This is a genomic window from Hymenobacter segetis (assembly GCF_054776495.1).
The window spans coordinates 155,689-179,869 of record NZ_BAAHBV010000004.1; the positions used below are offsets into that span (position 1 = coordinate 155,689).

General features: G+C 62.6%; 26 protein-coding genes. 10 read left to right on the top strand and 16 right to left on the bottom strand.

From position 1 onward, the window contains the following. Window positions 1-63: 63 nt before the first annotated feature. The 4 genes from ACYU70_RS21570 to ACYU70_RS21585 all read left to right on the top strand — a co-directional run bounded on the left by ACYU70_RS21570 (window position 64) and on the right by ACYU70_RS21585 (window position 2,797). Window positions 64-390 (top strand): helix-turn-helix domain-containing protein, encoded by a 327-nt coding sequence (locus tag ACYU70_RS21570; protein WP_342300694.1) that lies wholly within the window; start codon window positions 64-66, stop codon window positions 388-390. Beyond that, window positions 387-1,712: a type II toxin-antitoxin system HipA family toxin gene (locus tag ACYU70_RS21575; RefSeq protein WP_460616122.1), complete on the top strand. Its 1,326-nt coding sequence runs from the start codon at window positions 387-389 to the stop codon at window positions 1,710-1,712. The genes ACYU70_RS21570 and ACYU70_RS21575 overlap by 4 nt, the downstream gene beginning before the upstream one ends. Window positions 1,713-2,263: 551 nt before the next feature. Continuing rightward, a complete protein-coding gene (locus ACYU70_RS21580) occupies window positions 2,264-2,392 on the top strand; it encodes a hypothetical protein (protein WP_460616123.1) in 129 nt (42 codons plus the stop codon). 144 nt (window positions 2,393-2,536) lie between these two features. Beyond that, window positions 2,537-2,797, top strand: coding sequence for a hypothetical protein (locus ACYU70_RS21585; RefSeq protein WP_342301628.1), 261 nt, complete (start codon window positions 2,537-2,539; stop codon window positions 2,795-2,797). Window positions 2,798-2,870: 73 nt separating this feature from the next. On the opposite strand, the gene ACYU70_RS21590 is transcribed toward ACYU70_RS21585, so the two are convergent. The 13 genes from ACYU70_RS21590 to ACYU70_RS21650 all read right to left on the bottom strand — a co-directional run bounded on the left by ACYU70_RS21590 (window position 2,871) and on the right by ACYU70_RS21650 (window position 14,165). Continuing rightward, window positions 2,871-3,233, bottom strand: coding sequence for a hypothetical protein (locus ACYU70_RS21590; protein ID WP_342301627.1), 363 nt, complete (start codon window positions 3,231-3,233; stop codon window positions 2,871-2,873). A 27-nt stretch (window positions 3,234-3,260) separates the two neighbouring features. Continuing rightward, window positions 3,261-3,650: a hypothetical protein gene (locus ACYU70_RS21595; protein WP_342301626.1), complete on the bottom strand. Its 390-nt coding sequence runs from the start codon at window positions 3,648-3,650 to the stop codon at window positions 3,261-3,263. Window positions 3,651-3,668: 18 nt separating this feature from the next. After that, window positions 3,669-4,208 carry a hypothetical protein gene (locus ACYU70_RS21600; RefSeq protein ID WP_342301624.1) on the bottom strand — a complete coding sequence of 180 codons (540 nt, stop codon included), beginning with the start codon at window positions 4,206-4,208 and terminating at the stop codon, window positions 3,669-3,671. Window positions 4,209-4,214: 6 nt separating this feature from the next. Beyond that, window positions 4,215-5,105 (bottom strand): hypothetical protein, encoded by an 891-nt coding sequence (locus tag ACYU70_RS21605; protein WP_342301623.1) that lies wholly within the window; start codon window positions 5,103-5,105, stop codon window positions 4,215-4,217. Window positions 5,106-5,137: 32 nt separating this feature from the next. Then, window positions 5,138-6,532, bottom strand: coding sequence for a conjugative transposon protein TraM (gene traM / locus ACYU70_RS21610; protein ID WP_342301621.1), 1,395 nt, complete (start codon window positions 6,530-6,532; stop codon window positions 5,138-5,140). 18 nt (window positions 6,533-6,550) lie between these two features. Then, window positions 6,551-7,450, bottom strand: a complete 900-nt coding sequence (locus tag ACYU70_RS21615; protein WP_342301619.1) for a DUF4138 domain-containing protein — start codon at window positions 7,448-7,450, stop codon at window positions 6,551-6,553. A gap of 19 nt (window positions 7,451-7,469) precedes the next feature. Further along, entirely contained in the window at window positions 7,470-8,219 is a 750-nt protein-coding gene (locus tag ACYU70_RS21620; RefSeq protein ID WP_342301618.1) for a conjugal transfer protein TraK, read from the bottom strand. Window positions 8,220-8,286: 67 nt separating this feature from the next. Continuing rightward, window positions 8,287-8,961 carry a hypothetical protein gene (locus ACYU70_RS21625; protein ID WP_342301616.1) on the bottom strand — a complete coding sequence of 225 codons (675 nt, stop codon included), beginning with the start codon at window positions 8,959-8,961 and terminating at the stop codon, window positions 8,287-8,289. Between the two features lie 15 nt (window positions 8,962-8,976). Next, window positions 8,977-10,101: a hypothetical protein gene (locus ACYU70_RS21630; RefSeq protein ID WP_342301614.1), complete on the bottom strand. Its 1,125-nt coding sequence runs from the start codon at window positions 10,099-10,101 to the stop codon at window positions 8,977-8,979. A gap of 2 nt (window positions 10,102-10,103) precedes the next feature. Further along, a complete protein-coding gene (locus ACYU70_RS21635) occupies window positions 10,104-12,719 on the bottom strand; it encodes a TraG/VirB4 family ATPase (protein ID WP_460616124.1) in 2,616 nt (871 codons plus the stop codon). Then, the gene (locus ACYU70_RS21640; RefSeq protein WP_342300184.1) at window positions 12,688-13,014 is read right to left on the bottom strand and encodes a hypothetical protein; all 327 of its coding nucleotides are present in this window, start codon (window positions 13,012-13,014) and stop codon (window positions 12,688-12,690) included. The genes ACYU70_RS21635 and ACYU70_RS21640 overlap by 32 nt, the downstream gene beginning before the upstream one ends. 4 nt (window positions 13,015-13,018) lie before the next feature. Further along, on the bottom strand, window positions 13,019-13,438 hold the full coding sequence (locus ACYU70_RS21645; RefSeq protein ID WP_342300183.1) for a hypothetical protein: 420 nt from the start codon (window positions 13,436-13,438) through the stop codon (window positions 13,019-13,021). A 58-nt stretch (window positions 13,439-13,496) separates the two neighbouring features. Continuing rightward, entirely contained in the window at window positions 13,497-14,165 is a 669-nt protein-coding gene (locus ACYU70_RS21650; RefSeq protein WP_342300182.1) for a hypothetical protein, read from the bottom strand. A gap of 248 nt (window positions 14,166-14,413) precedes the next feature. Between ACYU70_RS21650 and ACYU70_RS21655 the strand changes: the two genes are divergently transcribed. Together ACYU70_RS21655 and ACYU70_RS21660 are read left to right on the top strand one after the other, a co-directional pair. Next, window positions 14,414-14,800, top strand: coding sequence for a hypothetical protein (locus tag ACYU70_RS21655; protein WP_342300181.1), 387 nt, complete (start codon window positions 14,414-14,416; stop codon window positions 14,798-14,800). An 82-nt stretch (window positions 14,801-14,882) separates the two neighbouring features. Then, window positions 14,883-17,438 (top strand): toprim domain-containing protein, encoded by a 2,556-nt coding sequence (locus ACYU70_RS21660; RefSeq protein WP_342300180.1) that lies wholly within the window; start codon window positions 14,883-14,885, stop codon window positions 17,436-17,438. A gap of 457 nt (window positions 17,439-17,895) precedes the next feature. Here the strand turns inward: ACYU70_RS21660 and ACYU70_RS21665 are convergent, their stop codons facing one another. Beyond that, window positions 17,896-18,174 (bottom strand): hypothetical protein, encoded by a 279-nt coding sequence (locus ACYU70_RS21665; RefSeq protein WP_342300179.1) that lies wholly within the window; start codon window positions 18,172-18,174, stop codon window positions 17,896-17,898. Window positions 18,175-18,273: 99 nt separating this feature from the next. Between ACYU70_RS21665 and ACYU70_RS21670 the strand changes: the two genes are divergently transcribed. Continuing rightward, window positions 18,274-18,759: a hypothetical protein gene (locus ACYU70_RS21670; RefSeq protein ID WP_342300178.1), complete on the top strand. Its 486-nt coding sequence runs from the start codon at window positions 18,274-18,276 to the stop codon at window positions 18,757-18,759. 447 nt (window positions 18,760-19,206) lie between these two features. On the opposite strand, the gene ACYU70_RS21675 is transcribed toward ACYU70_RS21670, so the two are convergent. After that, window positions 19,207-19,581: a hypothetical protein gene (locus ACYU70_RS21675; RefSeq protein ID WP_342300177.1), complete on the bottom strand. Its 375-nt coding sequence runs from the start codon at window positions 19,579-19,581 to the stop codon at window positions 19,207-19,209. Window positions 19,582-19,657: 76 nt separating this feature from the next. Then, complete coding sequence (locus ACYU70_RS21680) at window positions 19,658-20,146, bottom strand: DUF4440 domain-containing protein (protein WP_342300175.1); 489 nt, start codon at window positions 20,144-20,146, stop codon at window positions 19,658-19,660. A gap of 280 nt (window positions 20,147-20,426) precedes the next feature. Here ACYU70_RS21680 and ACYU70_RS21685 point away from each other — a divergent pair, with 280 nt between their 5' ends. Genes ACYU70_RS21685 through ACYU70_RS21695 form a run of 3 tightly spaced genes read left to right on the top strand, consistent with a single transcriptional unit; the run spans window position 20,427 to window position 23,424 of the window. Then, complete coding sequence (locus ACYU70_RS21685; protein ID WP_342300174.1) at window positions 20,427-21,587, top strand: sensor histidine kinase; 1,161 nt, start codon at window positions 20,427-20,429, stop codon at window positions 21,585-21,587. Beyond that, window positions 21,584-22,726 carry a sensor histidine kinase gene (locus ACYU70_RS21690; protein WP_342300173.1) on the top strand — a complete coding sequence of 381 codons (1,143 nt, stop codon included), beginning with the start codon at window positions 21,584-21,586 and terminating at the stop codon, window positions 22,724-22,726. Before ACYU70_RS21685 ends, ACYU70_RS21690 begins: the two co-directional genes overlap by 4 nt. Further along, the gene (locus ACYU70_RS21695) at window positions 22,723-23,424 is read left to right on the top strand and encodes a LytR/AlgR family response regulator transcription factor (protein WP_342300172.1); all 702 of its coding nucleotides are present in this window, start codon (window positions 22,723-22,725) and stop codon (window positions 23,422-23,424) included. Before ACYU70_RS21690 ends, ACYU70_RS21695 begins: the two co-directional genes overlap by 4 nt. The last annotated feature ends 757 nt before the right edge of the window (window positions 23,425-24,181 follow it).

Here is a 24,181-nt window from a genome sequence, read left to right on the forward strand (position 1 = left end):
AATGCTATCTTTACGTAGCATTAACAGGGAAAACAGGGCTTAACGTTACGCAAACGCATCATTATGGACTGGTACACTTTATCCGATGTGGCCGCGGTAAGAGAAATTGGCCGAAACCTGCAGCTGATTCGTTTGAATCAGGACATCTCCCAACAAGAGTTGGCCGACCAGACCGGTCTGAGCCGGCTGACCATCAGTCAGGTTGAAAACGGACGTCCCGCTTCTACCCTAACGCTGGTGCAGCTCCTGCGGGCACTAGGGCGGCTGGATGTACTGGAGGTCCTAGAAGAATCCGCCACCATCAGCCCCTTGCAGGCGGCGCGGCTGGCGCGGCAGCAGCGGCAGCGTGCCAGCCGCCGGGACGAAAACACTTCAGCCCCCGGACTATGACTCCCGCAAACACCGCTACCGTTTCTATTTGGGGCCAACAAGTTGGGGCCGTACTTTGGGATGAAAGACGTCGGGTTGGCCGCTTTGAATACGAGCCCACGTTTGTTCGCACCGGGTTGGAACTTGCGCCGCTGACGATGCCGCTGCCGCAAGGTCGCCGGTCCCGCATCTTCGACTTTCCAACCCTTAACCGGGATACCTATCAGGGCTTGCCTGGTCTGCTCGCCGATAGCCTGCCCGACCGGTACGGGCGTCAACTCATCGACGCTTGGCTAGCGTCACGGGGCAGAGACGCGGCCTCCTTCACGCCTATCGAGCATCTATGCTACCTCGGCCACCGGGGCATGGGCGCGCTGGTGTACGAACCGGCCTCGCAGCCCGCGCTGGAAAAAGGGGCCTCGCTGGAAGTGGGGGAGCTTGTGAAATTCGCCCGGCAGGTGCTGACCAATCGGGAAAGCCTGCGCACGTCGCTGGCCACCAATGCCGCCGAGGGCCTGGCCGAAATCATCAGCGTGGGTACTTCCGCCGGCGGCGCCCGCGCCAAGGCCGTGATTGCCTATAATTCCGTCACAAAGGAAGTTCGCTCGGGGCAGGTCGATGCCCCCGCGGGCTTTGAGCACTGGCTGCTCAAACTCGACGGGGTAACCAATGCCAGTCTGGGCGACCCGGCCGGGTACGGCCGCATCGAGTATGCCTACCACCTGATGGCCCGGCAGGCGGGGATAGAGATGACCGATTGCCGGCTAGAGGAGGAGAACGGCCGGGCGCACTTCATGACGCGGCGATTTGACCGGGTGGACGGCAGCCAGCGGCTGCATATGCAAACGCTCTGTGGGCTGGCGCATTTCGACTACAACCGACCCGGAGCATACACCTACGAGCAGGCTTTTCAGGTCTTGCTCAAACTCCGGTTGCCACACCCGGCCGTAGAGGAACTCTACCGGCGCATGGTCTTCAACGTGGTGGCGCGCAACCAGGACGACCACACCAAGAACATTTCCTTTCTGATGAACCCGGCGGGCAAGTGGAGTTTGTCCCCGGCGTACGACGTGACGTATTCCTACAACCCCACGGGACAATGGTCCAGCCAGCACCAGATGACGCTGGCAGGCAAGGTCGACGATTTTACGGAAGAGGATTTTCTGCACCTGGCCAAAAACGTGCGGGTGAAAAAGCCCCGGGAGATAATCCAGCGGGTGGTCGACGCGGTAGCGAGCTGGCACGCGTTTGCGGCCGAAGCGGATGTGCCGAAAAAGCAGCAACAAGCCATTGCCAAGACGCACCGTCTGCAGCTCTTCAAGAGCGCCAGCGTAGAAGAGTGATGGGCTCCCAAAGGGCTCACCACTGCCCGTTAGGATTTGACAAAAGAGCCTTTTCAGCACATTGGGGGTATTATTGGCGCGAGGCTGTGCTATGGCAATGGGCTCAGCAAGGGCTCACGGGGCAAGGCCGGGCGACGTGGAGTAGGGTAGTAGTTCTGGCGATGCCGCTGACTCGTAACCCAGAGCCGTGGCCTCCAAGTCCGTTGGAACGGTCCAAAGCTTCCTCGGTACCTCAGATGAGCCGCACTTTTTCCATTAACAGGGAGGCCCGGGCAATAAGTGGGGAAAATATTCCAGTAAGAGGCCCAAAGGGGCGAATATTTTCCAATAAGAGGGAAGTTGTTGCCCTTATGTACCGATGCTGCCAGGTGTATTGATGCTGGTAGGTGCAGAGGATATACAGCAGAAGCCACAGCGCTCTTACCGGAGTTCTGAGCACGGACTGCTGGGCCCCGATACTATAAATTTTGTGGCTCCACGACCCAAGAGCTGCCTATTTTGCTCGTAATGGCTAGCTTTGTCCGTCGAACTGATTGCCGAGTATGCTGGCCTTGAAATTCTCCGCTTTGCATCCCTGCCCCTCGTCAGCAGACCTGACTGCCGACTGGCTGAGCTGGGCTCACCGGCAGCCGCTGCCCATTCAGCAGCGGCCCGCCCTCTTTGTGGGCTCCCTGGCCTAGCGTACCCTACTTCCTGTAATCAGCTGGTCACAACCCCGAGCATCGTGTGAGGGGCGGTGCCGCTGACGCCATGTTTCCTTCCCGGCCCCACTCAGGCGGCCGCAGGCAGGGCGTTTCCTACACTTTCCATCGAAGTACTACCTTATGTCCGCGAGTCCCTATCGCCGGTTCTCCAGCCTATGCCCTACCGTGCAGCCGCTGGTGGTTCGGCTCATCCAAGAGGAATTCACCTCCTCCCTATCCCTTTCCACCGAAGCCCCCGAGTCGGCCTGGTTTCGGGCCATTGCCCTGGCCAACCCCACGTTTCTGTACTGCACCGCCGCGGAGCCCGCCATCCGGATTTGCCCGGAGTCCTACCAGCAGCTGCGCGAGTGCCTGCAGCGGGAACTGAGCAAAGCCGCGTAGCCATACTTGTTATAAAAAAAGGCCATCCAGTTTGCTGGATGGCCTTTATTATTGCTTTCGGAACAAAGCCTGGTTAACTGGCCAGCCTGACCAGCTCATCGTAGGCGCGCAGCTCGTGGCGAAACAGTGCGTAGGCCTCCGGCGTTGCAAACCAATAAAAATGCCTTTTCTCGTTGGTAATTGAAATCAAGCGAAGCACGTCAACCGAGTAGCCGAAAGCAGCGAAGAGACGCTTTATTAGCAGGGCGTACAGCTGCCGGTCGTCCTTTTTAATTTCCACCAGCCGGGCGTAGTTGAAGCGGTGCGCGGTTGCCCAGGACTTCATCTGCCCGTGCGCCATGCGGTTGAGCCGGAGGCGGACGAAGCGCAGGGCGGTGGGATAGTTGATGACAAGTGCCGGGTCGGGAAAGCCAGCGGAAGCAAAGGGAGAGTCCATGAAAGTATAATGTAGCTGAATTCTACCCTACTGCCCAATCACGTAGACCGGCACCGCCTGCGCACCGGCGCCGCGGCCGGTTTCTTTTCTCACTTCCCGCCCGTCGAGCAAAATGGCGGCTGTGATTTCCGATGCGGCAGTGCCCCCGTCGAGGCTGGCCAGCAGACTCAGATGGTCGCCCTGCTTCAGCGTGCGCTTGAAGCGGTAGGTAGCCGGTAGCGGGATGTTACTCAGCGTAGTCGTGCCGCCGCTTTCGTTGTCGTAGCTGAGGTAGTCCGACTGCGGGGCCGTGGGGGAGGAAATGCGGTATTCTACCTGGTATTCCCTGGGACCGGCGGGTGTAGCGTCGTCTTTGGAGCAGCTGGACATGGTCGCCAAGGTGAGGCCGCTCAGCAGCAGATAAGCCAGTCGTTTCATAGGTCAGAAAAGCGAGGGTTAGCGAAAGTGGTACCGCAGGCCGGCGCTGGCGTAGCCCGGCCACTGGTCGATAATCGGGTTGTTGAATAGGTAACCTTTGGTGGCGGTGGCCACCAGCGAAAGCCGGTTGCCCAGGAAGCAGTCGACTTCGGCCCCGGCCAGCGGGCCGTAGGTGAAGCGCTGCGGCTCCTGGGCGTCGGCGGCCGGTTCCACGGTGCCGTTCTCACCGGTGCGCTCGTAGTCGGCGCTGGCCCCCAGTAGCAGATGCACGTAGGCGACTTCGCCCAGGCGGAAAAGCTGTGGGGCGAGCAGCACCCGGCCCACGTAGCTGGAATACTCACCGCGGCCACTCAGGGTGCCGGCGTCGCGCAGCACGCTCGTGCGCAGGGCCAGGCGGTTGGTGAGCATGCTGGTGTTGCTCAGCTCGTAGAAGTCGCCCTTCCCGGAGCGGCCCAGGTGGGCACCCCAGCTGGAAATGTGTTGGACGTGGCGTTGGGCGGGGGCCGGCACCGCGCCGGCCCCCGCCAGCAGCAGGGCCACTAGCAGTAGATTTTTCATAAAGAGTTAGTTGCGGGGGCGGGACCGGTCCGCTTTGATGAGGGCGTTCTGCACCAGGATGTCGGAATAGACCATTTCAGCAGCCTGCCGTGAGGGGCCGGGTTGGGAAGCTTCCGCCAGCAGCCGGTCGGCTTCCTGGCGCAGCTGCATGGCCTTAATCATGTTGTCGTTCGAGGTATTCAGGGCCACCATCCGCTCGCCTTCGGTCATGGCGTAGCGGCCGGGGTTCTTGAGGGTGGCATTCATCTCGATGCTCTGCTGGGTCATCTCGTCGGCAATCTTGTAGTAGCCGAAGGCCGTGGCAATCTTCTTTTTCTGCATCATCTCCTCGTAGGCAAACGTGGAGACGGCCGCTTCCTCGCGCTTTTGCTGGTACTGCTGCGAGCTCATGCGGTTGTTGCCGGCGGTGGCACCCGAGCCGAAGCGGGAAAACACGTCGTACACCGTGTTCAAATCCTGCTGGGGGTTGTTGAGCTGCAGGGCCTGGCGCAGGCGCTCGGCCTTCTGAAACACGGGCATGTACTGGTTGCTCTGCCCCCGGCCCGACATGGCCAGGGCGCGGGCAAACAGTTCCTGGGGGTTGGAGAGGCGCAGGTCCTGAATGCTCTGCACTTTGCGCAGGTCGGCCTGCACCTGGCGCTGCAGCTGCAGGGTCTCGTCGGTAATGTTCTTGACCTCACCGGTAATGTCTTTGGTGACGCCCGCAATCTGCCTGGCGTCCTTGATAACCTGGTAGTTTTTGACCGTTTCGGTCCATTCCTTGAGCTGTTTGGCAAACTGCCCGATGTGCACGCCCATGTGCAGCGGGTCATTCACCACGGCCTGAGCTGCAACGTCAGCACTCGGAGCCAGAACCAGCGCCAGGGCCACGAGGGCCGGCAAAAGCATCTTTTTCATCGTCGTAGGGGATTAGCGTGAGAGAAAAGGAATCAGCGCGCGGCTGCTTCCGGGCCCAGCTGGCCGGCGGCCGCGGTGGTAATCAGGATAGGGTAGCCGTCGGGCAGCAGCACGTCGCGCAGCTTGGTGCGGGTTTTGGGCCGGGCGAGCACCGAGGCGGCCACGCGGCCGCCCACGCCCACCACGGAGTTCGCCGCCGAGGCCGAGCGGTCAATGGCAGTGCTGATTTCCTGGGTGGTCTGCTGCTGCAGCTCGTTGCCGGCCATCCCCGCTTCTTTGGCCACGCGCTTCACCGGGTCAATCATGATGCCCGGCATGTAGTTGAAGTCGTAGATGTCGGCCTGCACCCGCGTCGGACCCAGGCGGTTGACTTCCAGCGTCACGTTGTTGGTACCCACGGTGGCCACGCCGGCAAAGACCATGTTCTTGGGGAAGGTGACCCCGGAAACCACGGCATCCTCCAGCAGGCGCAGGATAACCACCGAGCCGGTGCGCACCTTCTGCTCGCCGTTGATGACGCACTTGAAAAACACGTCCGGGGCCAGTTGCTGCTCGCGCTGGCTCCCTTGGGCCATCATGCGGGTAGCGTTGCCCACTTTCACCGTGTTGAACCCATCCATGCCGGGGGCATTCACCCGGTTGGCCAGCAGCTGCGCGGTCTGGTTGGGGTCGCGGTAGCGCTTACCGGTCATGCGCTCGTAGGCGGCGCGGGTTTCCGGCGGCGAGGAGCCCAGCATGGCCAGCACGTCCGGGTCGGTCTCAAACGGGGTGCCGTCCACGTCGCGGGTGGGTACCAGGCTGCGCCCGCTTCGGCTATTAACCGGCCGGGGGCGGCCTCCGCCACTGGCGGTGAGGCGCCGGCGCGGCACCACCAGGGTCTGGGCGCGGTAAGAGCCCGTGGAAGGGTCCTGAATCGTGGTTTCAATCGTGTCCACGTCGGCCGCAGCCAAGCGGGCAGCTTCGGTGCGCCGGGCGGCGGCTTGGGCGGCCACTTGAGCCCGGCGGCGCTTGCGCAGGGCCAGGCCGGTGGTATCGACGGCAAACACGTCGACGACATCCTGGTCCGTGGCCCGGGCCGGGGCGCTCTGGGCGTCCTGCTCGGCCCGGCGCTGGGCTTCAATCTGGGCCGAAGGGGAGGCGGTCGGTGCCGAAGGCGCATTTTCCACCGAGGGTATTTCGGGCTCGATGTTGGCCGAGGCGGCCGCCACCGGCTCGCGCTGCTGCTGGGCGGCTTCCTTGGCCGATTTCAGCCACATAAACAGGCCGCCGATGACGAGCACCAGCAGCAGGCCGGCAAAGGCCATCCAGTTCGAGCGCAGGATTTCCGTGGGGGTGCGCTTTACGGGCGCGACCGTCGGGGCAGGCTGCTCGCTTTCGGGGCGGGTCGCTGGGCTGTTAGCTTGGGTAGTCGGAGTGATAGGTTCCATAGAAAAGGACGGACAGCACTAAATGGTGGCGGCGCGGTTTATCACGCGGGAGGGCACGGGCAGCACCAGCACCCGGGCCCCGTTGAGTTCACGCAGGGTCACTTCCAGATAGCCGCGCTCGGTGGCGGCGTACAGCGGAATGGCATAGGTCAGGTAGCCGGTGGTGCGCCCGGTAATCACCTGATTGGGTCCCCCGCCAGCGGGTGCCAGCGGGCGCCGGGCCTCGTTCTTTTTGCGGGCCAGAAACTTCTTCTGGGCGTTTTCCACCAGCTGGAAGTCGGTGAAATCCACGTTGTAGTCGATGTTTGTCTTATTGATGACCTTGAAGCGCAGGTAGGTGAAATCCTTGTCGTTGCGCACGTTGGCCAGCGACAGCACCAGGTCGTTATCGACCACGGCCACCGACTGATGCTCTTCGCGGGTTTTGCGCAGCTTGCTGAGCTTGCCCTCGACGACAGCCTTCTTTTCCCGCTCCTTGTCCAGGGCCAGCTCGTTTTCCGGGGCCGCGCCCGTGGAGCTGGCGCTTTTGCCATTGATGCTCAGCGCGCCGTCCTTTTGAAAGTCGTAGAGCTGCAGCACCGGGCGGTTCACGTACACGAGCCGGCCCATCCAGTACTTCGAGCCGTAGCGGATGAGCATGGGAGTAGGTGGCGCGTGCTTGCGCTTGGCGCGTACAAACACGGCATTGGCTTCAATCTTGACCAGGTAGTTATTGGCCATGCCCACGTCAACCAGCGACACCGGTCCACCAAAGACCAGGTAGGTGGTAGAGGAGTCGGATACCGCTACGTCCAGCAGATTATCGGTGGCCACCACGGCAGCGGCTGGGGAAGTAGTGGCACTTTGCGCGGCAGCCGGCGCCGTTTGAAAAAGCAGGGAGAGCAGCCCTAACAGGGCCGGAAGGGTGTAAAGACGCATTGGTGAAAGGGATAAATGGTTACTTAGCCGGAGTAGTGGGGGCCGAAGTCCCGTCGGGGGCTGCGGGGGCCGTGGGCGGGCCGGCCGGGGCCAGGCTGCGCTCGGCTTCCTGCAGGCGGCGCTGACGGTCGGTTTCCTGAGACTGCAGCAGCTCCTGCTCTTCCCGCGTTAGCTGCGGCGAGTAAGGGATGTAGTCGAAGTTGGTGATGAGCAGCCCGTAAGGGTTGGCATCCGAGCGGTTGGTTTCCACAAGGTTGAACTTGGCGGCCAGCGGCAGGGGCTCCTTTTGCTGGCCGCCGATGAAAATGCGCTGCTTAATGTAGACCGCGCCCGACCAGGGGCGCTTGCTCATGTCTACGAGCACACTGTCCACGGTCACCACGTTCCGGGCGGCGTAGCGCTCGTAGTTCTGCAGCACCTGCCCGCGGGTGAAGCCCTCGTAGATGCGCCGGCCCCCGCGCCCTTCAATTAAGGGCAGCGCCGCGTCCAGGTTGGCCTTGTAGGTATATTGGTCGTGGCCGAACATGGTTTGCATGAACTGGCGCACCAGGTTGCGGGCCTCGTAAGGGGTGTGGGCGTCGTTGCCGGCCGAGAGGGCGGCCACCGAGCCGGTTTGCGAAACGACGTACACGCGCCGGCCGCTGTTTTCGTAGGCGCGGTACACGAGGAAACCCGAGGCCAGGGCCACGAGCAGCAGGGCCAGCACGCTGCCCAGCGCCAGGTTGCGCATGGTGGAGAAAGAGGTACTTAAGTCTTTGGCGGAATCCATTACTGATTGCTTGTGAGTTTTGGAAAGAGAATGCTCTGCTGTACTACATATCTGCAATTCTGCAATTCTACAGTCCTGTTGATTTGAGTGGTAGGAAGGTCATTCTATTGGGTTCTGGCAGACCGAAAGGGTCGCGGTAAGGGTATACCACCAGAGCCGACTGTTTCTGGTTGTTTTGCCCCATATAGGCATACAGGGTGCCGCGCACTGTCACGGGCGTACTGGGCTGGATTTGGGAGACCTTGAAGCGCTCGGGCTTCGTGAGGCCCTCCGCTCCTACCTGAAAGCCAGCCAGTGAATCAGTTCCGTTGGGCGAGTACAGCGGCAGGGAAGTCGGTATCTTTTCCTTAGGACCGTAGCCTGTTGGCTTCCAGCGGAGCACGGCCTCATAGGAAATACGGTAGCCAGGTGCGGTGCCGACCTTTCGACCACCGGGGCGGTCCGGATCCGAGCCCCACATCCAAGGCAGCGTTACCTGCATGGGCTCAGCTTTCAACACTTTGGCGGAAATCACCTGCAGGTAGCCTTGCTTTGGCGTTTGCTGCTCCACACCCGTGCGCACATCGATTGCCGAAGGGGGCAGTAGGGCTGGAGAGCTTGCCCCCGGAGCTGCTGCTGTTGGAGCTGTACGGTCAGGTACTGGTTCTGCGGTGCTGGAGGAGGGCTTGGTATTGTCCGATTGACAGCCAGAGGGGAGGCTACCCAACAGGATAGCGGTGAAGGATATAAGCAGGCTTTTCATAGCGTGAGGCGTTAGTTATTTTGTCCAGATGCCGGAGGCGCGTTGCCGGTAGGATGGATTCAGCGCATCCGCCATAGTGATGACCGGTAGACCGGAGGAAGCAGAACCGCTGGGCGCTTCGCCACTGGCGGCCGCGTTGCCGCTCGAAGCGGCAGGACTATTGCCTCCTCCCCCACCTCCACCGCCGCCCCCGTTACCCAGGGCGCGGCCAACAGCGCTTGCCAGCCCGCCCCCACCGGGAGCCACGACACCGGCGGCAGCGGTGGCCGCGCCCACGGCCATGCCCGTCATGGAGCCGACGAAGCCTTGCGCGGCCGAGGAGCCAATGAACAGCGACGTGAGGTAGGGCACCATCACGTAGAGCAGCACGAAGGCCACCGAGGTGAGCATGAACATCTGGTCATCGACCGACTGTTGAGGCCCGTTCACAATGTTGCCAAACAGCCCACCAGGGGCGCGGGCCGACTCAGCATAGAACTTATAAAGGGTATCGAGCAGCACGAACGTCAGCCCCCACATCTGCACGGCCAGGAAGTTCTGCAGCCACTTCATGGCCAGTTGACCGAAGGAGGGTACCACTGACAGGGTCATGGCAATCGGCCCGCAGACGTACAGAAAACCCAGGATGAACTGCTGGATGAACGTCATGATTTTGCGGATGATGAGCACCGTGGTGGCCGTAAACAGCCGGGTCATCAGCCCCGAAAACGTGAACGTGGACAGCGTTTCCGATATGCTGGTCATCAGGGCCGAGGCCCCCGAGACAACATCACCAATGCCCATGGAATCATTGCGGGCCGCCGCGGCAACGGCGGGTGGAGTAGTCAGGTCGCGCAGGGCTTCGGCCGCTGACTGGTTCGTGGCAAACAGCGCCGTGAAGGCCGCGATGCCCGTCCCCAGCGTATCCATCAGCGTCTGGTAGAAGAACAGCAGGAAGAATATCCACGTGGCCTTGATAATCGGCCCCCAGTCCATGGCCAGCCCGCTGCCGGAGATAAAGCCCCGCCCGATGGTGTAGAGCAGGGCAATGCCCATCAAACTGGGCGTGATGAAGCGACAGGCGGTGAGCACGACCTGCAGGGTCTGGTCGCAGGCACGCAGAAAGCCCGGGTCGATGCCGTAGGCAACCATCGCAAGCATACTCATCGGGTCAGGGCCCCCTTCTGGGCCTGTTTATCTTCCACAAACTGGTCGACGGCGTAATCCAGGCGCTGCACGCGCACCGGCTCGTACTCCATCTGCCCCTCCGCATTCAGCAGCACATGACCGTTTTTGTCGGTCCTGGGCCGCTGCTGGGTCTGCTGGTAGAACTTCACCAGCTTGTTGAGGTGGTTGCGCTCCACGGGCTTGGACGTCAGGATGGCATCGAGCTGCGGGGAGGCCTCCAGGGCGAAAACTTTGCCCTTGGCGCCCTGCTTGATGAAGAACTCCCGCAGGGCCTCGGTGGAGCGGACGGACTTAATCAGGTCCATCTCGTGGCCCGTCAGACCGAGGGGGGCCTGCAGCTGGGCCAGCGAGTCGGGGTTGACATGGCGCAGGATAATCTTGGTGGCCGAGTTATTGATGATGGCCGGGCCAATCTTGCTGCTGGTAATCTCGGTGATGCCCTGGGTAATGATGGTGACCGAGCCGTTGGTTTTGCGGATGGTGCGGTACATCGACTCGATGAATTCCGAGAGCACCCCCGAGAGCATGGTCCAGGCCTCGTCCAGGGCGATGTACTTGATGTCATCGGGAAACCTGCGAAACAAGTCCAGGCTCAGCTCGGTGATGAGCATGGCCACCACGGGGTAGAGGTCGGGGTCGGCCTGCACCTTGGCCAGGTCAAAGCAGATGAGCCGGTACTCCGACAAATCCACGTCGCGCTGGGCGTTGAGCACCCGCTCGTAGCGGCCGCCGGTGATGTACTGGCCCAGCACCAGGAAGAACTGGTGCATGTCGATGTACTTCAGGTTTTTCTGGTATTGTCGGCGGGCGCCATCCAGCGGGTCGGGCTCCACCCCGTCGCCAGGCAGGGCTACCGGCTTCTGCATTTCCTGGTCGTACTGCTCCACGAAGCGGTAGAAGCTTTCCATGCCGGGAAACTCCTCGTCCTTCTGGTTCAGGCGCGGGCTCTCGTTCAGGCCGGCGTAGTACTCAATTAGAAAGCGCGAAAGAATGGTGCGCTCCGACTTATCCAGTGCCGTGTCCTTGCCGCCCTTCCAGAGCGCGGCCAGCAAAGCCAGGTGGAAGTTGGTCTTCTCGTCGTTGTAGAGCCACTTGCCCGTGGCGTCGCGCGGCACGACGAAGGGGTTGAACTCAATGGGCCGCTGCGGGTCGTACTCGAAGTAGGTGTTGTCGAAGTCCTCGCCGTTGAGCGACTGCAGCACGTTGCGGTAGGTGCCGCCCACGTCCATGATAATCTGGCGGGCACCCTTCTCGAAGCGCTGCACAATCAGGTTGCCGAAGGTGTAGCTCTTCCCCGAGCCCGAGGGGCCGATAACAATGGCGTTCTGGTTGTCCAGGGCCGTGTTGAACAGGTTTACCTGCACCAGGTTGCGGAACCGGTCGGTGAGGTACTCCCCCACCGGGTCGGTTTTGTAGGTGGCCGTCCAGTGGGTGTAGCAGGCGCCGCGGTCGGCGGTGCTCGTCAGCCAGCGGTCCGGCACCTGCCAGGCGTTGCCGGGCAGCAGGCCGAAGAACACGGGCAGGGCCAGGTAGCTTTCCACCACGCTCTCGGTGCCGAACATGTAGCGAAAGGCCGCGGTGGCCCGCTCCACGTTTTCGCGCCGGCTGGTGTCGTTCGTGTCCCAGAGCACGCACGAGAGGTGCAGGCCCACAATCTGCTTGTTCTCAGCCCGCACCTCGGCGGTGAATTCCTCGACTTCGGCCGCGCGCAGGTGGTTGTCCTGGGTGGCCAGAAATGAGAGCGAGGCGTTGAGCTTGCGGTCAGTGTCCAGCGAGCTGAGCTCGGCGCGGGTGTCCTGAATGAGCAGGGCCTGGGTGAGCACGTGCGGGCACTGCAGGATGTGGGTGAGCGGGTAGAGCATCGGCGCCGTCACCCCGTACCCGTTGCGCACGGCCGGGTAGGCATCCGAGCCCTGCCCCACCATTGAAAGCACGTTGACCTTGTGCTCGCCCACGCTGAAAGTGCCCAGGGCGTTGCCGATTTCGCGCTCCTGCCGGGTGGGCTGGCCGTCGAAGTTGAGGTTGAAGTACTGCAGGTAGAGCTGGTGAATGTCTTCACTTGGCAGCCGCTCAAAAGTCACGCCGCCCAGGTTCTGAATGCCCTGAATGAATTCCACGGCCCCACTTTCGGCGGCTTCGAGCGTGTGCACGAGCTGGGCAAACGGGTTCTTGAGCACCGCCTCGCCGGCGCGGGCCACCAGCGCATTCACGGCGTTGGTCTTGGGCGACTTGACGGCCACCGGGGCAAAGGAGATGAACAGGTAGGACTTCTGAAACAGCACCAGCCGCTCGAAGAAGTGCTTGTTCATTTTGTTCTCGAAGTAGGTCTGCTGGGTCTTGTCCTCGCGGTAGGGCCGGTCGTAGTAGATGTCGGTTTTCTGCACGATGGTGCCCACCGGCAGGGGCCGGAGCACGCCCACCAGCGCGGTCTGGAAGGCCTCGTAGTCGTCCGAAGTCCAGCTTTCCATCTCGGCGGGCTCCACGCGGAAGCCCACCGCGACGCGGCCATCTTTGAAGACCACCTTGTCGCCCTCGAAGCTGTGCACGGGCATCACGGCATTAAACGCGGCCGTTTTGGGCTTTTTGGTCATGAGTAGGGATGGGTAAAGGCCCCACCGCCAGGCGGCGGGGCTGGATGAAGGTGAAGGAGAGCCAGCCCATCAGAAAGCCGGGCGCCTGCTTTTTGCTCAGGTAGCGCAGGCCCAGAATCAGGCCCAGCTCGACGAGGATGACGAGCAGGTACACCAGGCGCGGAATCTTAATGGCCATGCCCAGAAAGCCGAGCAGCAGCACCGAGCCGATAAACAGGCCCACCATGATGCCCAGGTCCTGGATGTTCATGCCCAGCACCTGCGCGGGCCGCTCAATGGATTTATAGGAGCGCATGAGATTAGCGTACGCCTCCGTCGCCACCGCCTACGGCGCTGACCAAATCGTCCTTGAAGAGCTGGAAGCCGAACCAGAGAATCACGCCGCCCACCAGCCAGCCCAGGGCGCCCAGCGCGTCGGGGGCGCCCTGCACGAACTTCATCACCACCCGAATCAGGCCCACGATGAGCACAATGGCGAAAATGACCTGCACGATGCCCACGACAGTTTCCTGCACGCCTTCGAGGGCGGCCGCGGCACCCCCGCCTCCCAGCTGGGCACGGGCCGGGCTGGTGGCCAGGGCTAGGGCGGTCAGCAGGGCGGCTACGCGCTGCTCGGCTTTGGAGGGCTGGTAGGTCTGGCCGGCAGCGGCCAGCGTGTGCATGGTTTCAGTGGCCGTTACGGCGTGGGTACGGGCCCGGGAAAGCAAATGGGTTAACATAGAAAGGGATAATAGGTGGTAACAGGGTGCTTATCTCCCCGGAAAGCAGGTGTGGCATCTAGGAGGGTTTGGCCGTGGGAATGGGGCTGCTGGCGCCGGGAAACAGGCCGCTCAGGGCGGCGCGCTGGGCGGAAGCATCGGCGTTCATGCGGACCCGCCGCTGCTGGCGCAGGGCGATTTCGGCCGCGCGGTTGGCCTGGTCGTTGGGCGTGGGCACCGGCGCGGTGATGGGGTTGTGGAAGAGGGCCTCAGACGGTTCCTCGTCAACTTCCGCTGTTGGCTCAAGAGTCGCCGTAACATCTTCCTGGGCATCAAGCAGGGAGGCCAATGCGCCAGCCGCGTGGCGAATAGATGCCGGGTGGGGCGTTTCGTCCGCTTGGGTATTCTGGCCGGCTTCGTCCAGGTGCTCAGCGAGCGGCTGTGGGCTGTCGACCACAACTACTGCTTCCTCTTCTTCGGCAGCATGCATGGGCTCGGGAGCGGCCAGGTCTTCCTGGGGAAGCAGCCGGGCCAAGGCCTCTCCGACGTCGGTAGCAGTTGCTTTCTTGGCAACCAGGGCGGCCGCGGCAGTTTCGTAGTGGAAGGTGCGCAGGGAATGGTGGTTCCGGGTAGCCAGCACGGCCACCGGTGCGGCCGGCTTGCCGGGGCCCTTGAAGCGCCACCACAGCAGCGCGGCCAAGGCACCCAGGGCTAGTATCACCACCAGTAAGAGTATTCCGGAACGCATACCGGCCCCTTACGGCAAGAAGCGCAGGAGTGTTAGCAAAAAGTTAGTGAAAACTTAAAAAAGACTTGGCCGTATGAAGCGCCTACCGACGAAGTAGCATCCTGCCGGTTTCGGCTCCGGGCCGGCTGGGTGGTAGAAGATTTGAGTTTTTCCCTAATGGCGTTGCGGCTTCTAAGCCCGATATGCGTCCTTTGGGGTATTGCTCCGATACTTCACCCCCACTGCCCCCGCAGTGTGCCCTTCTTCGCATGGTACCATCTGACCACCTACCCGCCCCGTTGGGGTTTCCTGACCTTAGCCTGTCCGCGCCCTATAGTGAGTGCCTGCGCTACGTGCAGTTTCGTCTTAAAGCCCTTGCCCAGGGCGATTTAACTTCCTTTTGTGCCCAGCATGGCCTGACTTATACCAACGTCGTCAACCTGAAGAATGGCAAGCTCAAGCGCGACGAGCCGCGCCTGGTGCAGCGGGTGCTGCGCGCCCTGAGCGTGCCCACGGAAATCGTGCGCATCGACATCGGCAGCGGTGCCAACCAGTACGTGTTCGGCAGCGCGGAGCAACTAGCACAATTCCGCGAGCAGCTGGCCTTCTTCGACGCAGCCGCGCAACGGGCCGGCAGTTTGCCGCCGACAACCTAACCCCGGATAGCTTTCCTGCTCGGGCCCGGCCGCCGGGTGCTGGGGGAGTGGAGCTGTCCGGCTCCACTCCCCAGCCCACCCTATGAATGCACCCCGGGAAAACGACCCCACCGAGCTCGAACGCTTCAAGCGCGACATTGACCTGGTTGACTACGCCCAGCGCCAGGGCTACACCATCAAGAAAGAAAGCCGCCGCGGCGACTGGCACCACCTGGTTAAGGACGAGGAGCACGTTATCGTTACCCGCAAGGGTGACCACCAGGTGTACCTGAACACCGGCGACGACCGCGACGCGGGCTCCATCATCGACTTTGCCAAAACCCGGGGCGGGGACGGCCACGGCCTGAACCTGGGCCAGGTGCGCCAACAGTTGCGCGAATACCTCGATGGCGCGCCGGCCCCGGCCCGGGTGTACGCCACTCCGCCCGACCCCGCCCGCCTGAGCAGCCTGCCCGTGGGCGAACCGGAACTGGAGGCCCGGCAGGCCGAGGAAGAGCGTCGCACGCGCCTGATTTCTGAGGTGCTGGGCGTCAAAAAGGAACTCACCGACCGCAGCTACCTGCACGGCCGAGGCATTACGGATGAGACGCTCGACAGCCCGGCCTTTCAGGGGCGCATCTTCACGGCGCAGCAGAACGAGCATAAGAACACGGCCTTTCCGCTCTACAATGAGCACGGGCTGGCCAGCGTCGAGCAGAAGAACGAGCACTACAAAAGTCTGTTGCCACTGCCTAAGAACGGCATCTGGGTTTCCCACCCCACCGACGGCAAGGACACGCCAGTGGAGCGCGTGGTAGTGAGTGAGTCAGCCGTCGACTCGCTATCCCATTTCCAGCTCAAGCACGGGCAGGACCCCAAAAACACGCTCTACGTTGCCACCAGCGGCACGCCCACCGAGGCGCAGGTGGCCTTGATTCAGCGGGTCATCGACAAGCAGCAGCCCCAGGAAGTGGTTTTAGCCAATGACCGCGACGCCGGCGGCCGGCAGTTCAACATCAACTACCTCAACGAGCTGCAGCCGGCCCGGCCCCTGGTGCCGGTAGCCGAGCAGGAAGCTTACCATGAGGCCTCCCGGCCGGTAGAGTGGCACGCCACCAGTGACAAGTACCACACCAGCCTGAAAGTGACCTTTCACCACGACTCGGCCGAGCAGGGCGCCGGGCAGGTACAGCAGCTTAGTGAACGGGTAGCAAAAATCAACAGCACCCAGGAAGCAGGGCCCACGCTGGTGGCCGAGGTGACGCGCAGCACGGACCAGCTGACGGTGGTGCGGATGACGGTGGCCCGCGCGGATGTTATGCAGCTGGAAGTGGTCGCCCAGGAACTTTACCGGCAGCGGGAACTCTCACGTCCCGTACTGGAGCGCCAGCCCGGCTTATTTCTCCGGGTGGACTACCCCTTGGCCAAAGACTTTAACAAAGAGCTGGAGTACACCAACCAAGGCTTCAGCACCGAGCAAATCCGGTCCGCCGCCCAGCGCGAGGAGCAGCAGCGCGAATCCGAGCGCCAGCAGCGCTTGGCCGAAGCCCAGCGGCAGGAGCGGGAGCAGCGCGCCCTGGAGCGGGAGGCGCAGCGCCAGCGGGATAACTCCCCGGATGCCCAGCAGCAACGGTCACCGGATGACAAACGCTTCCGCCAGGCCGTGCCGGGTGCTGAAATGGCGGCAGCGGACCAGCCGACCCGCTCCTACCGTAGCGAGCAGGAAGCCCGGGAGCAAACCGCGCAGTTTACTCACCTGAAAGACGCCGGGGTGGTGCTGCTCAAAGACTGGATGCACGATAACCCCGCGCCCAGCGGCCGCCGGGCCAGTGAGGAAGAACTGCTAGGTCGCGACACCCGCACGGCGTATCCCAGCCGGCCAGGCGTAACCTCGGCACCGGCAGCCGCTGAGGAGAAAGTAGCAACCTGGCGCGTTGATGAGCTCACGCCCAACACCAGCGGCCGGGCCGAAGCGTGGAAGGCAGTGCTGGAAAGTGCCGGTTATATCCGCACCGGTGAAGTGCGCAGCACTGTGGACGAGCAGGGGATCCGTCGGGCCGAATTCAACATGCACTACCGCAACAACCAGCCCGAAATTGCCCTGATTCACGCCATCGTGACTAACACCAACACCCGGGCTGCCGCGGGCAACGAAAAATATATCGGCGTGAGCATCGCCGAGAGCGAGCAGGACCAGGCCACCCGCCGGCAGGCAGCCATCCAAGCCGAGCTGCAGCCGGGCACCGGCCTGCGTCGCGTGCAGGAGCAGCCAGTTGCAGTGGCTACGCCGGCAGACAATCGGGAGGGCCGGCCAGTAGGCGTGGAAAAACGGATTCTGGTTGAAATAGATGAAGAAGCTCCGGTTCCCGGGACCCGCGGACAGGCCGAAGCGGTACACGATGCCATTGCGGCCAGCGGGGCCAAGGCCGGCGAGGTGCACAGCACCACCGACAAGCAGGGCGTCCGGCATTCGGATATGATGCTTTCCTACCGGACCGACCAACCGGAGCTGGGGCGCATCAGTCACACGCTCGATGCTATCGCGCAGCAGCCCGGTAATACGTTAATTGAGCACAGCCGCGACCGGGAGGAACGACATACATTGGCCCGGGGCCGGGAAGCGGATACGCCAGCGCGCGGCTCGGAAATTACCCGGTAGCCCATGGGGGCATTACCGTGTACAGCAGCGCCTTTTAGCCCAGTCGGAGCCTTGTGCCCTTGTTTTACTTCCCTGCCCACCGCCCACAGGTACGGCGTCCCAGCTTTTCAGCGGCGGACTCCGATAGCGACCGCCCTGGCTCCGTGCACCAAGCCAATCCTTCACACTTGAGGGACGCGTGGTGCGCATAGGTCGCGCAGAGGCAGGCCGGGAGTTCTGCAACAGCCACGACCGTGGCTGTTGCAGAACCCTTGGGCCGGCCCCGTTCGTCGGATGGTCGAACGTGCAACTGCCCGAAAAGCGTGCGTTACGGGCCTTATTAGCCGCTTGTCACCGCCACCGGAAGCTTTTTAGGTCGTCGAGCGAGTTCTGCAACAGCCACGGTCTAAACAGCAAAAGGAGCATTTCTCGCTTGCTTTCCAACGCATCCCCCGGACGTTCGGACGCTGCCGCGGCGCTAGTCCAACAGCGGCAGGGCCTGGTTTGGCACCAGGTCGTCCAACACCCGGTAGCTCAGGATTTGGTAGCGGCGGGCGTAGGCTCGCAGGTGGACGGCAACAATGCGCTCGCGGGTCGCCCGTTCCGCCCCGGGCGTATACTCAATGACCAGGAGCCGCTTCTCGGCTTCCTGGCAGAGCAGAAAATGACAGGGAATGGCCTGGTGTTCCGCTTCGGTGAGCGGAACCGCATTTTTGGGTTTGAGCACCACCAATTCGAGGTAGATTCTATTGCGCATCGGGCGGTGGGGGAACGCAGATTGAATCGGCAAGTACAGCAAAAGCAGCGTATTTTGTGCGGCCCCATGGACCTGTCCCATTCCGTTTTCTGCTAGCCAATGCGAACGCTCCTGCTGGTGTTGCGGAAACTGCTGCTGACTTTCGTGGGCTTGGTGCTAGTAGCCGGGGCCTTGATGATCGCCTCCATTCTCACCGACGACCCGCCCAAAGCGGGCTTGTGCATGGCCGCCTACCGCGAAGCTTCGCTGGGGAGCGTATGGCTGGGCCTTTACCAAGACGGCACCTTTGCCTACGGCCAGCTCGAACGCGACATCAACACCCGCGGGACCTACCGGTTCCGGGGCGATACCTTGCTGCTGACCGCCGACCCGGGCACCACCATCAGCTGCGAGCAGCCGCGCCACCGGTTCGTGCTTCGCGAGCGGCGTTTGGTCCAGTTGCCGGACCCCGGTGGTCAGGCGTGCATCGGCTACGTCAACGTGCGGCGAGGGACACTTGGCGCTTGTGCCGGGGGGCCTCCTTCCGCTCCTCCAGAACCTGGCAAAGGGAAGCACATGGCGCAAGGGGGACCGAAGGCACCATAAGGCGGTTTAGCGAAAGGGTACTAGCCTGAACGCGCTCCGTTAATTCAAAAGAGTGGATTAGCAAAACCCCGTCTTGGCTTTGCTTGCCGCTCGGTGCCGCGCCATATTACTTCGCTGCTCCATTCCCTGACCACCTTTCAGCTTCCCGAGTCGAGGGCGGAACTCGATGACCTGCTGGCCGAACTGTGGGAACACGCCCCGACCCAGGAGGCCCCGGTGCTGCTGTTTCGGTTCTTGGAGCGCTTCCCGACGGACGACATTGGCGGCGTCCTGACGAGCGCTTGTGGGCTTTGCGGACTACGCTGGATACTGCGCCGTATGGCCGGAGTTGCGAGGGCGCTGCCGTGAAGTACAGGTCCCATCTTATTGCGCGAACGTGAGGCCCGGGAAGTACACCATCACCCGCTGGGACTATTCAACGAGGGTGAAGAAGCGCGTTTTTATTCTTTAACGCACCGCATACGAGCGCTGCACACGGCGGTCCGTGCCAAACTGCTTGGCCAGCAGGACGGTATTTTGGCTGGCGGCAGGGTCACGCAGCACCTGTTGCAGGGCCAGGTTAAGCTGGCGGGTGGCGCGGCGGGTGCAGCTTTTGCGCGGGCGGCTCAGGTCGAGGCACAGGGAATTTAGGCGCTCTTCGTACACGAGCTGGTCCTGGCCGTTGTAGAAGCGCACAATGGTGTAGCTGCGGTTGGTGAGGTTGGTTTCGGTGTTCCAATAGCCGGGCAGGCCCGGTGCGACGGAGGGCTGGGCATGAGCCCGCGTGGAAAGCAAGCTAAACAGCAGCAGCAGGCTTAAACGAAAGAGGGTATAGGCTTTCATGGCTTTAATAAAATAAGGGTTTATGGAAAAAACACCAAGGAGCGGGCGTTGCGAAGGGCAGCGCAGCGGTGGTCGGCTACTGGCCCACGTAGCGGGTCTGGACGTAGGTGCCCTGGCCGGAAATGCTCAGCCACTGCCCGTTGAGTTTTTGGTAGACCATGGTGCGCCGCACATAGAGGAAGGACTCGCCGGCGGGCGTGCGGATTTTGATGCGCTTGGTAGTCGTCAGCGCCGCCGCGTCGGCGGCAGCGGCAAACACGTCGAACTGCGGCGCCATGTTCTCCACCGTTACCCAGGGCCCATGAATGAGGGTTTGGATTTCGGCGGCCTTGTTGTTGAGGTCGCCGTTAGGCGTGCAGTTGTAATAGGCATCCGCGAAATTCCGGGCGAAAAATGCCGAATCGTGGCCGGCCATGGCGCGGTTGTGCTCGGCGTCACGACCGTAGAAGAAGGCTTTGGCGTCGGCGGCCGAGGCAAACTCGGCGGCTTGGGGGGTTACATCGTTCTTTTTCTGGCAGGCGCCGCACAAGGGCAGCAGGCACAGGAGATAGGCGAGTCTTTTCATGGGGATGAGGGTTTAAGAAGTGGCGATGTGGTGGCCGGCAGCCCCCGCCGTGGCTGTGCTGCCGCCGGTGATATGCCCCAAGATGGCGTCTGCGAAAAGCCTGCGCTTGGTTTTTCGTCCAGCGCCGGCGGCCGGTCGCAATACAGGGCCGGGCCGTCGATGAACAACCGGTTTGGTCGTTGGTCGACGCCGGGCGGCTGTCTGTCTACAAACCGTACTATCAGGGCATTACTCGTGCGCCAGTCGATATATTTACCCGGGCTTACACCAGCACATCGGCATGGCACAGGCAGAAAACAGGGGGCTGGCAAGGGGCATCCAGGCAATCGACGAGCGGTGGTGGCTGCGGCACGGGTTGTTCTGGCTGGTGCGCACGCTGCTGATGGCGTGGCTGATAATGTATGTCATCCACGTGTCCGTGAGCCTGCGCCTGGCCCTGCGCGATATGCTGCTGCAACTTGTGGTCCTGGTACCGGCCACCTACGCCTTGCTCTACGGGGTGTTGCCCGCCTTGGACCGGGGCCCGCGCTGGCGGGCGGGGCTGCTGCTGGCGGGCTGGGCATTCCTGAGCCAGGGCGTTAACTATACCTTCCGCCACCTGGTCACGGTGCCGCTGTACCAGGGCGTACAAACCCCCATTCCCGACCACCATAACGTATTTGCGCCTGGGCCTTACATTCCCATGGTGATAACGACCGGGGTGGCGGCCTGCCTGCACTTGTACCGGCAGTGGCGGCGAAAGGAACTGGCCAACGTGTGGCTTGCTCAGGAAAATTACCGGGCCGAACTACAATTGCTCAAGGCCCAGATTCACCCGCACTTTCTCTTCAACACCCTCAACAACCTCTACGCCCTCACGTTGCGGCAGTCGGCGCAGGCACCGGAGGTGGTGGGGCGGCTGCTGGGCCTGCTGCAATTTGTGGTGGAGCAGGGCACCGCCCCATTGGTCACGCTCCCCGACGAAGTGGCGCTGCTGCGCAACTACCTGGCCCTGGAGCAGCTGCGCTACGGCCCGCGCCTGACCCTGGAGTTTACCGCCGATGACCTGCCGGCCGGGGGCCGCATCGCGCCGTTGCTGCTGCTGCCATTGGTCGAAAATGCCTTTAAACACGGTGCCGCCGAGCAAGTGGGGCCGGTACGCATCGGCGTGGCGCTGGCCGTGCAGGGCCACGACTTGAGGTGCGTCATCACGAACTCGAAGAACAACGAGGAACCCGCCCGGCCGGCCACGGCGGGCATTGGACTGCGCAACGTGCGCCAGCGACTGGAGCGGCTCTACCCACAGCGGCACCGCCTCGCCATAGAAGCCGGCCCCGATACCTACACCGTGCGGCTGACGCTGCAACTGCCCGACTCCGCCGCAGAACCGGCCGGGCCGGCCGCGCCCGCCTTGGCTGCCGAAGAAACGCCCGCTGCGGCCCTGCGGCCCGCCCACTCATGAACGCCTGGCCCCGCCTTCGCATCCTCCGGCATGGGCTGTTTTGGGCCGTGGTGTCGGCGTTTTTCCTCCTGCTTCAACTGCCCGGTCCGTCGTTCATGGGCTGGCGAAAATACTGGGCCGGGTACCTGCTGACGCAGCTGCCCTTGTTTGTGCTCGCCACCTACCCCCTGCTGTACGGGCTGCTGCCCTGGTTGCTGCAGCGCCGGCAGCCGGGGCGGTTTTTGCTGGGACTGGCAGCCTGGGTAGCGTCCACTGCGCTGATATCCAATATTCTGTGGCTCAGCTATGGTGCTTTTTGGGCCCCTCGCCTGTTTGGGTGGCCGGCCTTTTTAACGCTTGACTGGCCCTCGCTGGTTGGGGACCTGAACGCGGGCTTTTTCATGCTCCTGGTGGCGGCCGGTGGGGCCAGTGCCATCAAAGTGTTCAACGAGTGGTACGAGCAGCGGCAGCTCGGCGAGGAACTGCGCCAGCGCCAGCTGCGCACCGAACTGGAGCTGCTGAAAACCCAGCTCCAGCCCGCCTTTTTGTTCGATGCCCTGCGCAGCCTGCAATTGCTCACCGCCCAACAACCGGCGGCGGCGCCAGCGGCAGTGCTGCACCTGGCTGCCGTGCTACGCTACATGCTTTACGAAAGCCCGCAAGACGCGGTGCCGCTGGCCGACGAAGTGCAGATGGTGCGGCACTACGTGGCGCTGGAACAGCTGCGGCTGGGCACCCGGGTAGATGTTTCGCTCAACTTCAGCGGTGCCCTCGACGCCCATGCCATTGCCCCGCTGCTGCTGCTGCCCTTCCTGGAAAACGGGTTTCGCCACGCCACCGGGCCGGAGCTGGAATGCCCTTGGGTGAGCATCGACTTGGTGGCCAAGCAAACTTCGGTTACCTTCAAAGTAATCAACAGCCACGCGCCCACGGCGCCCGCATGGCACGACGGACCGGACCTGCGCCGCGTGCGGGAGCGGCTGGCCCGCCTCTACCCGGGCCGGCACGAGTTGAAGGTGGTGTCGGAGCCCGACACGTTTTTGATTGCGCTGCGCCTATGGCTGGCCCCGCTGTCAGCCGCCCAACCAACGGCCCCGCCCGTACCAACCGCCCGGCCGGCGGCCCCAGCCCCCAAACCTGCAACCCATCACCACCCATGAAACTGCGGTGCCTACTGGTCGACGACGAGCCCCCGGCCCTGGAAGTGCTGGCGGCCTACGTGCGGGAGGTGGCCCACTTGGAGCTGGTCGCCACCTGCGACAACGCGTTGCAAGCGTTCGGCATCCTCCAGCAGCAATCCATCGACCTGATGTTTCTGGACATCAAGATGCCCAAAATCCTGGGCACCGATTTTCTGCGCAGCCTTCGCCACCCGCCCCAGGTCATTTTCACAACGGCCTACCGCGAGTACGCCTACGAGGGTTTCGAGCTGGACGCCGTGGATTACTTGCTCAAGCCCGTCTCGTTGGAGCGGTTTCTGAAGGCAGTGGCCAAGGCCAGCTCGACCGACGCCCCCGCATCGGCCGAACCCGTGCACGCGGCCAACCCCGAGGCGTTCCTGTATTTTCGCATCGACCGAAAGATGGTAAAAGTGGTGCTGCGCGACATCCTCTACGTGGAGGGGCTGAAGGATTATGTCCGGATTCACACCGCCGCGGGGCCGCCGCTCGTGGTGAAGCAAACCATCAACGGCTTGGAGGAAAAGCTGTCGGAAAGCAACTTCCTGCGCATTCACCGTTCGTTTATAGTGGCGCTGGATAAAATCCGGACCTACAACGCCCGCCACGTCGAGGTGGCGCACCAGGAGCTGCCCATCGGCCGCCTGTTTCGCCCCCGCGTCGAGGAAGCATTGGGGTAAGTTGCAGTCACCGAAAGCGCCGTTTTGCGTCAATATGCTGGGCAGTATGCAGCCTTGCGCCAGCCCTTTTTCAACGGAAGGACGGGAATGAAAACCGCCGTAGAGGTGCGAAATGCCGGCTTTGGCGCCTGCTTCCTCGAACGAAGCATCCGCCCTGACGCCCGGGCCGAAGGGCGCGCAGTTCTGGTCGGCGAAGGCGTAGTTGGGCCCAAATCCTTCAGTCAGGACCTCGACCGCCAAGCCGGAAACGCATACGTGGCCCGTACTGTACTCGGGGAGGCGCGGGCGTGGGAATCAGCGGGTTCCCGGTGGGCTGGCCCAGCGCGCTGTGCTGGTAACTCACCGGCCGTAGCAGGTTGTATGCGTACTTGGTTTTGAAGAAGGCTGATGCCAGGGCGTGCTCTCAATTTAGCCAAGGGATGATGGCGCGTAGTTAGACGAACGCGACATAAGACTCGGCAAGTTTATCGGAGCGGGTAGCGACGGGTCGGAATTTTTTCAGCCAGTTGATGAGCCGTTCGACCGGGTTACGTTCGCGTTACGTGAGCGGGTCCGGATGGGGCGGGCGCGGGCGATACCGCCCGGGCGACCTGGCCCGCGTCGTGCGCACGTAGAACGGGTGCGGCATGGTGGCCACGTAGCCCCTTGGAGACATGACAGCTGTAGTTCAGGAAAAGGGTCGTGGCTGTTGCAGAACTCCCTGCTCGGTACCGAAACTAGCTAGATGCGCGCTGATGCGCGCATAAAAAGCCCATTT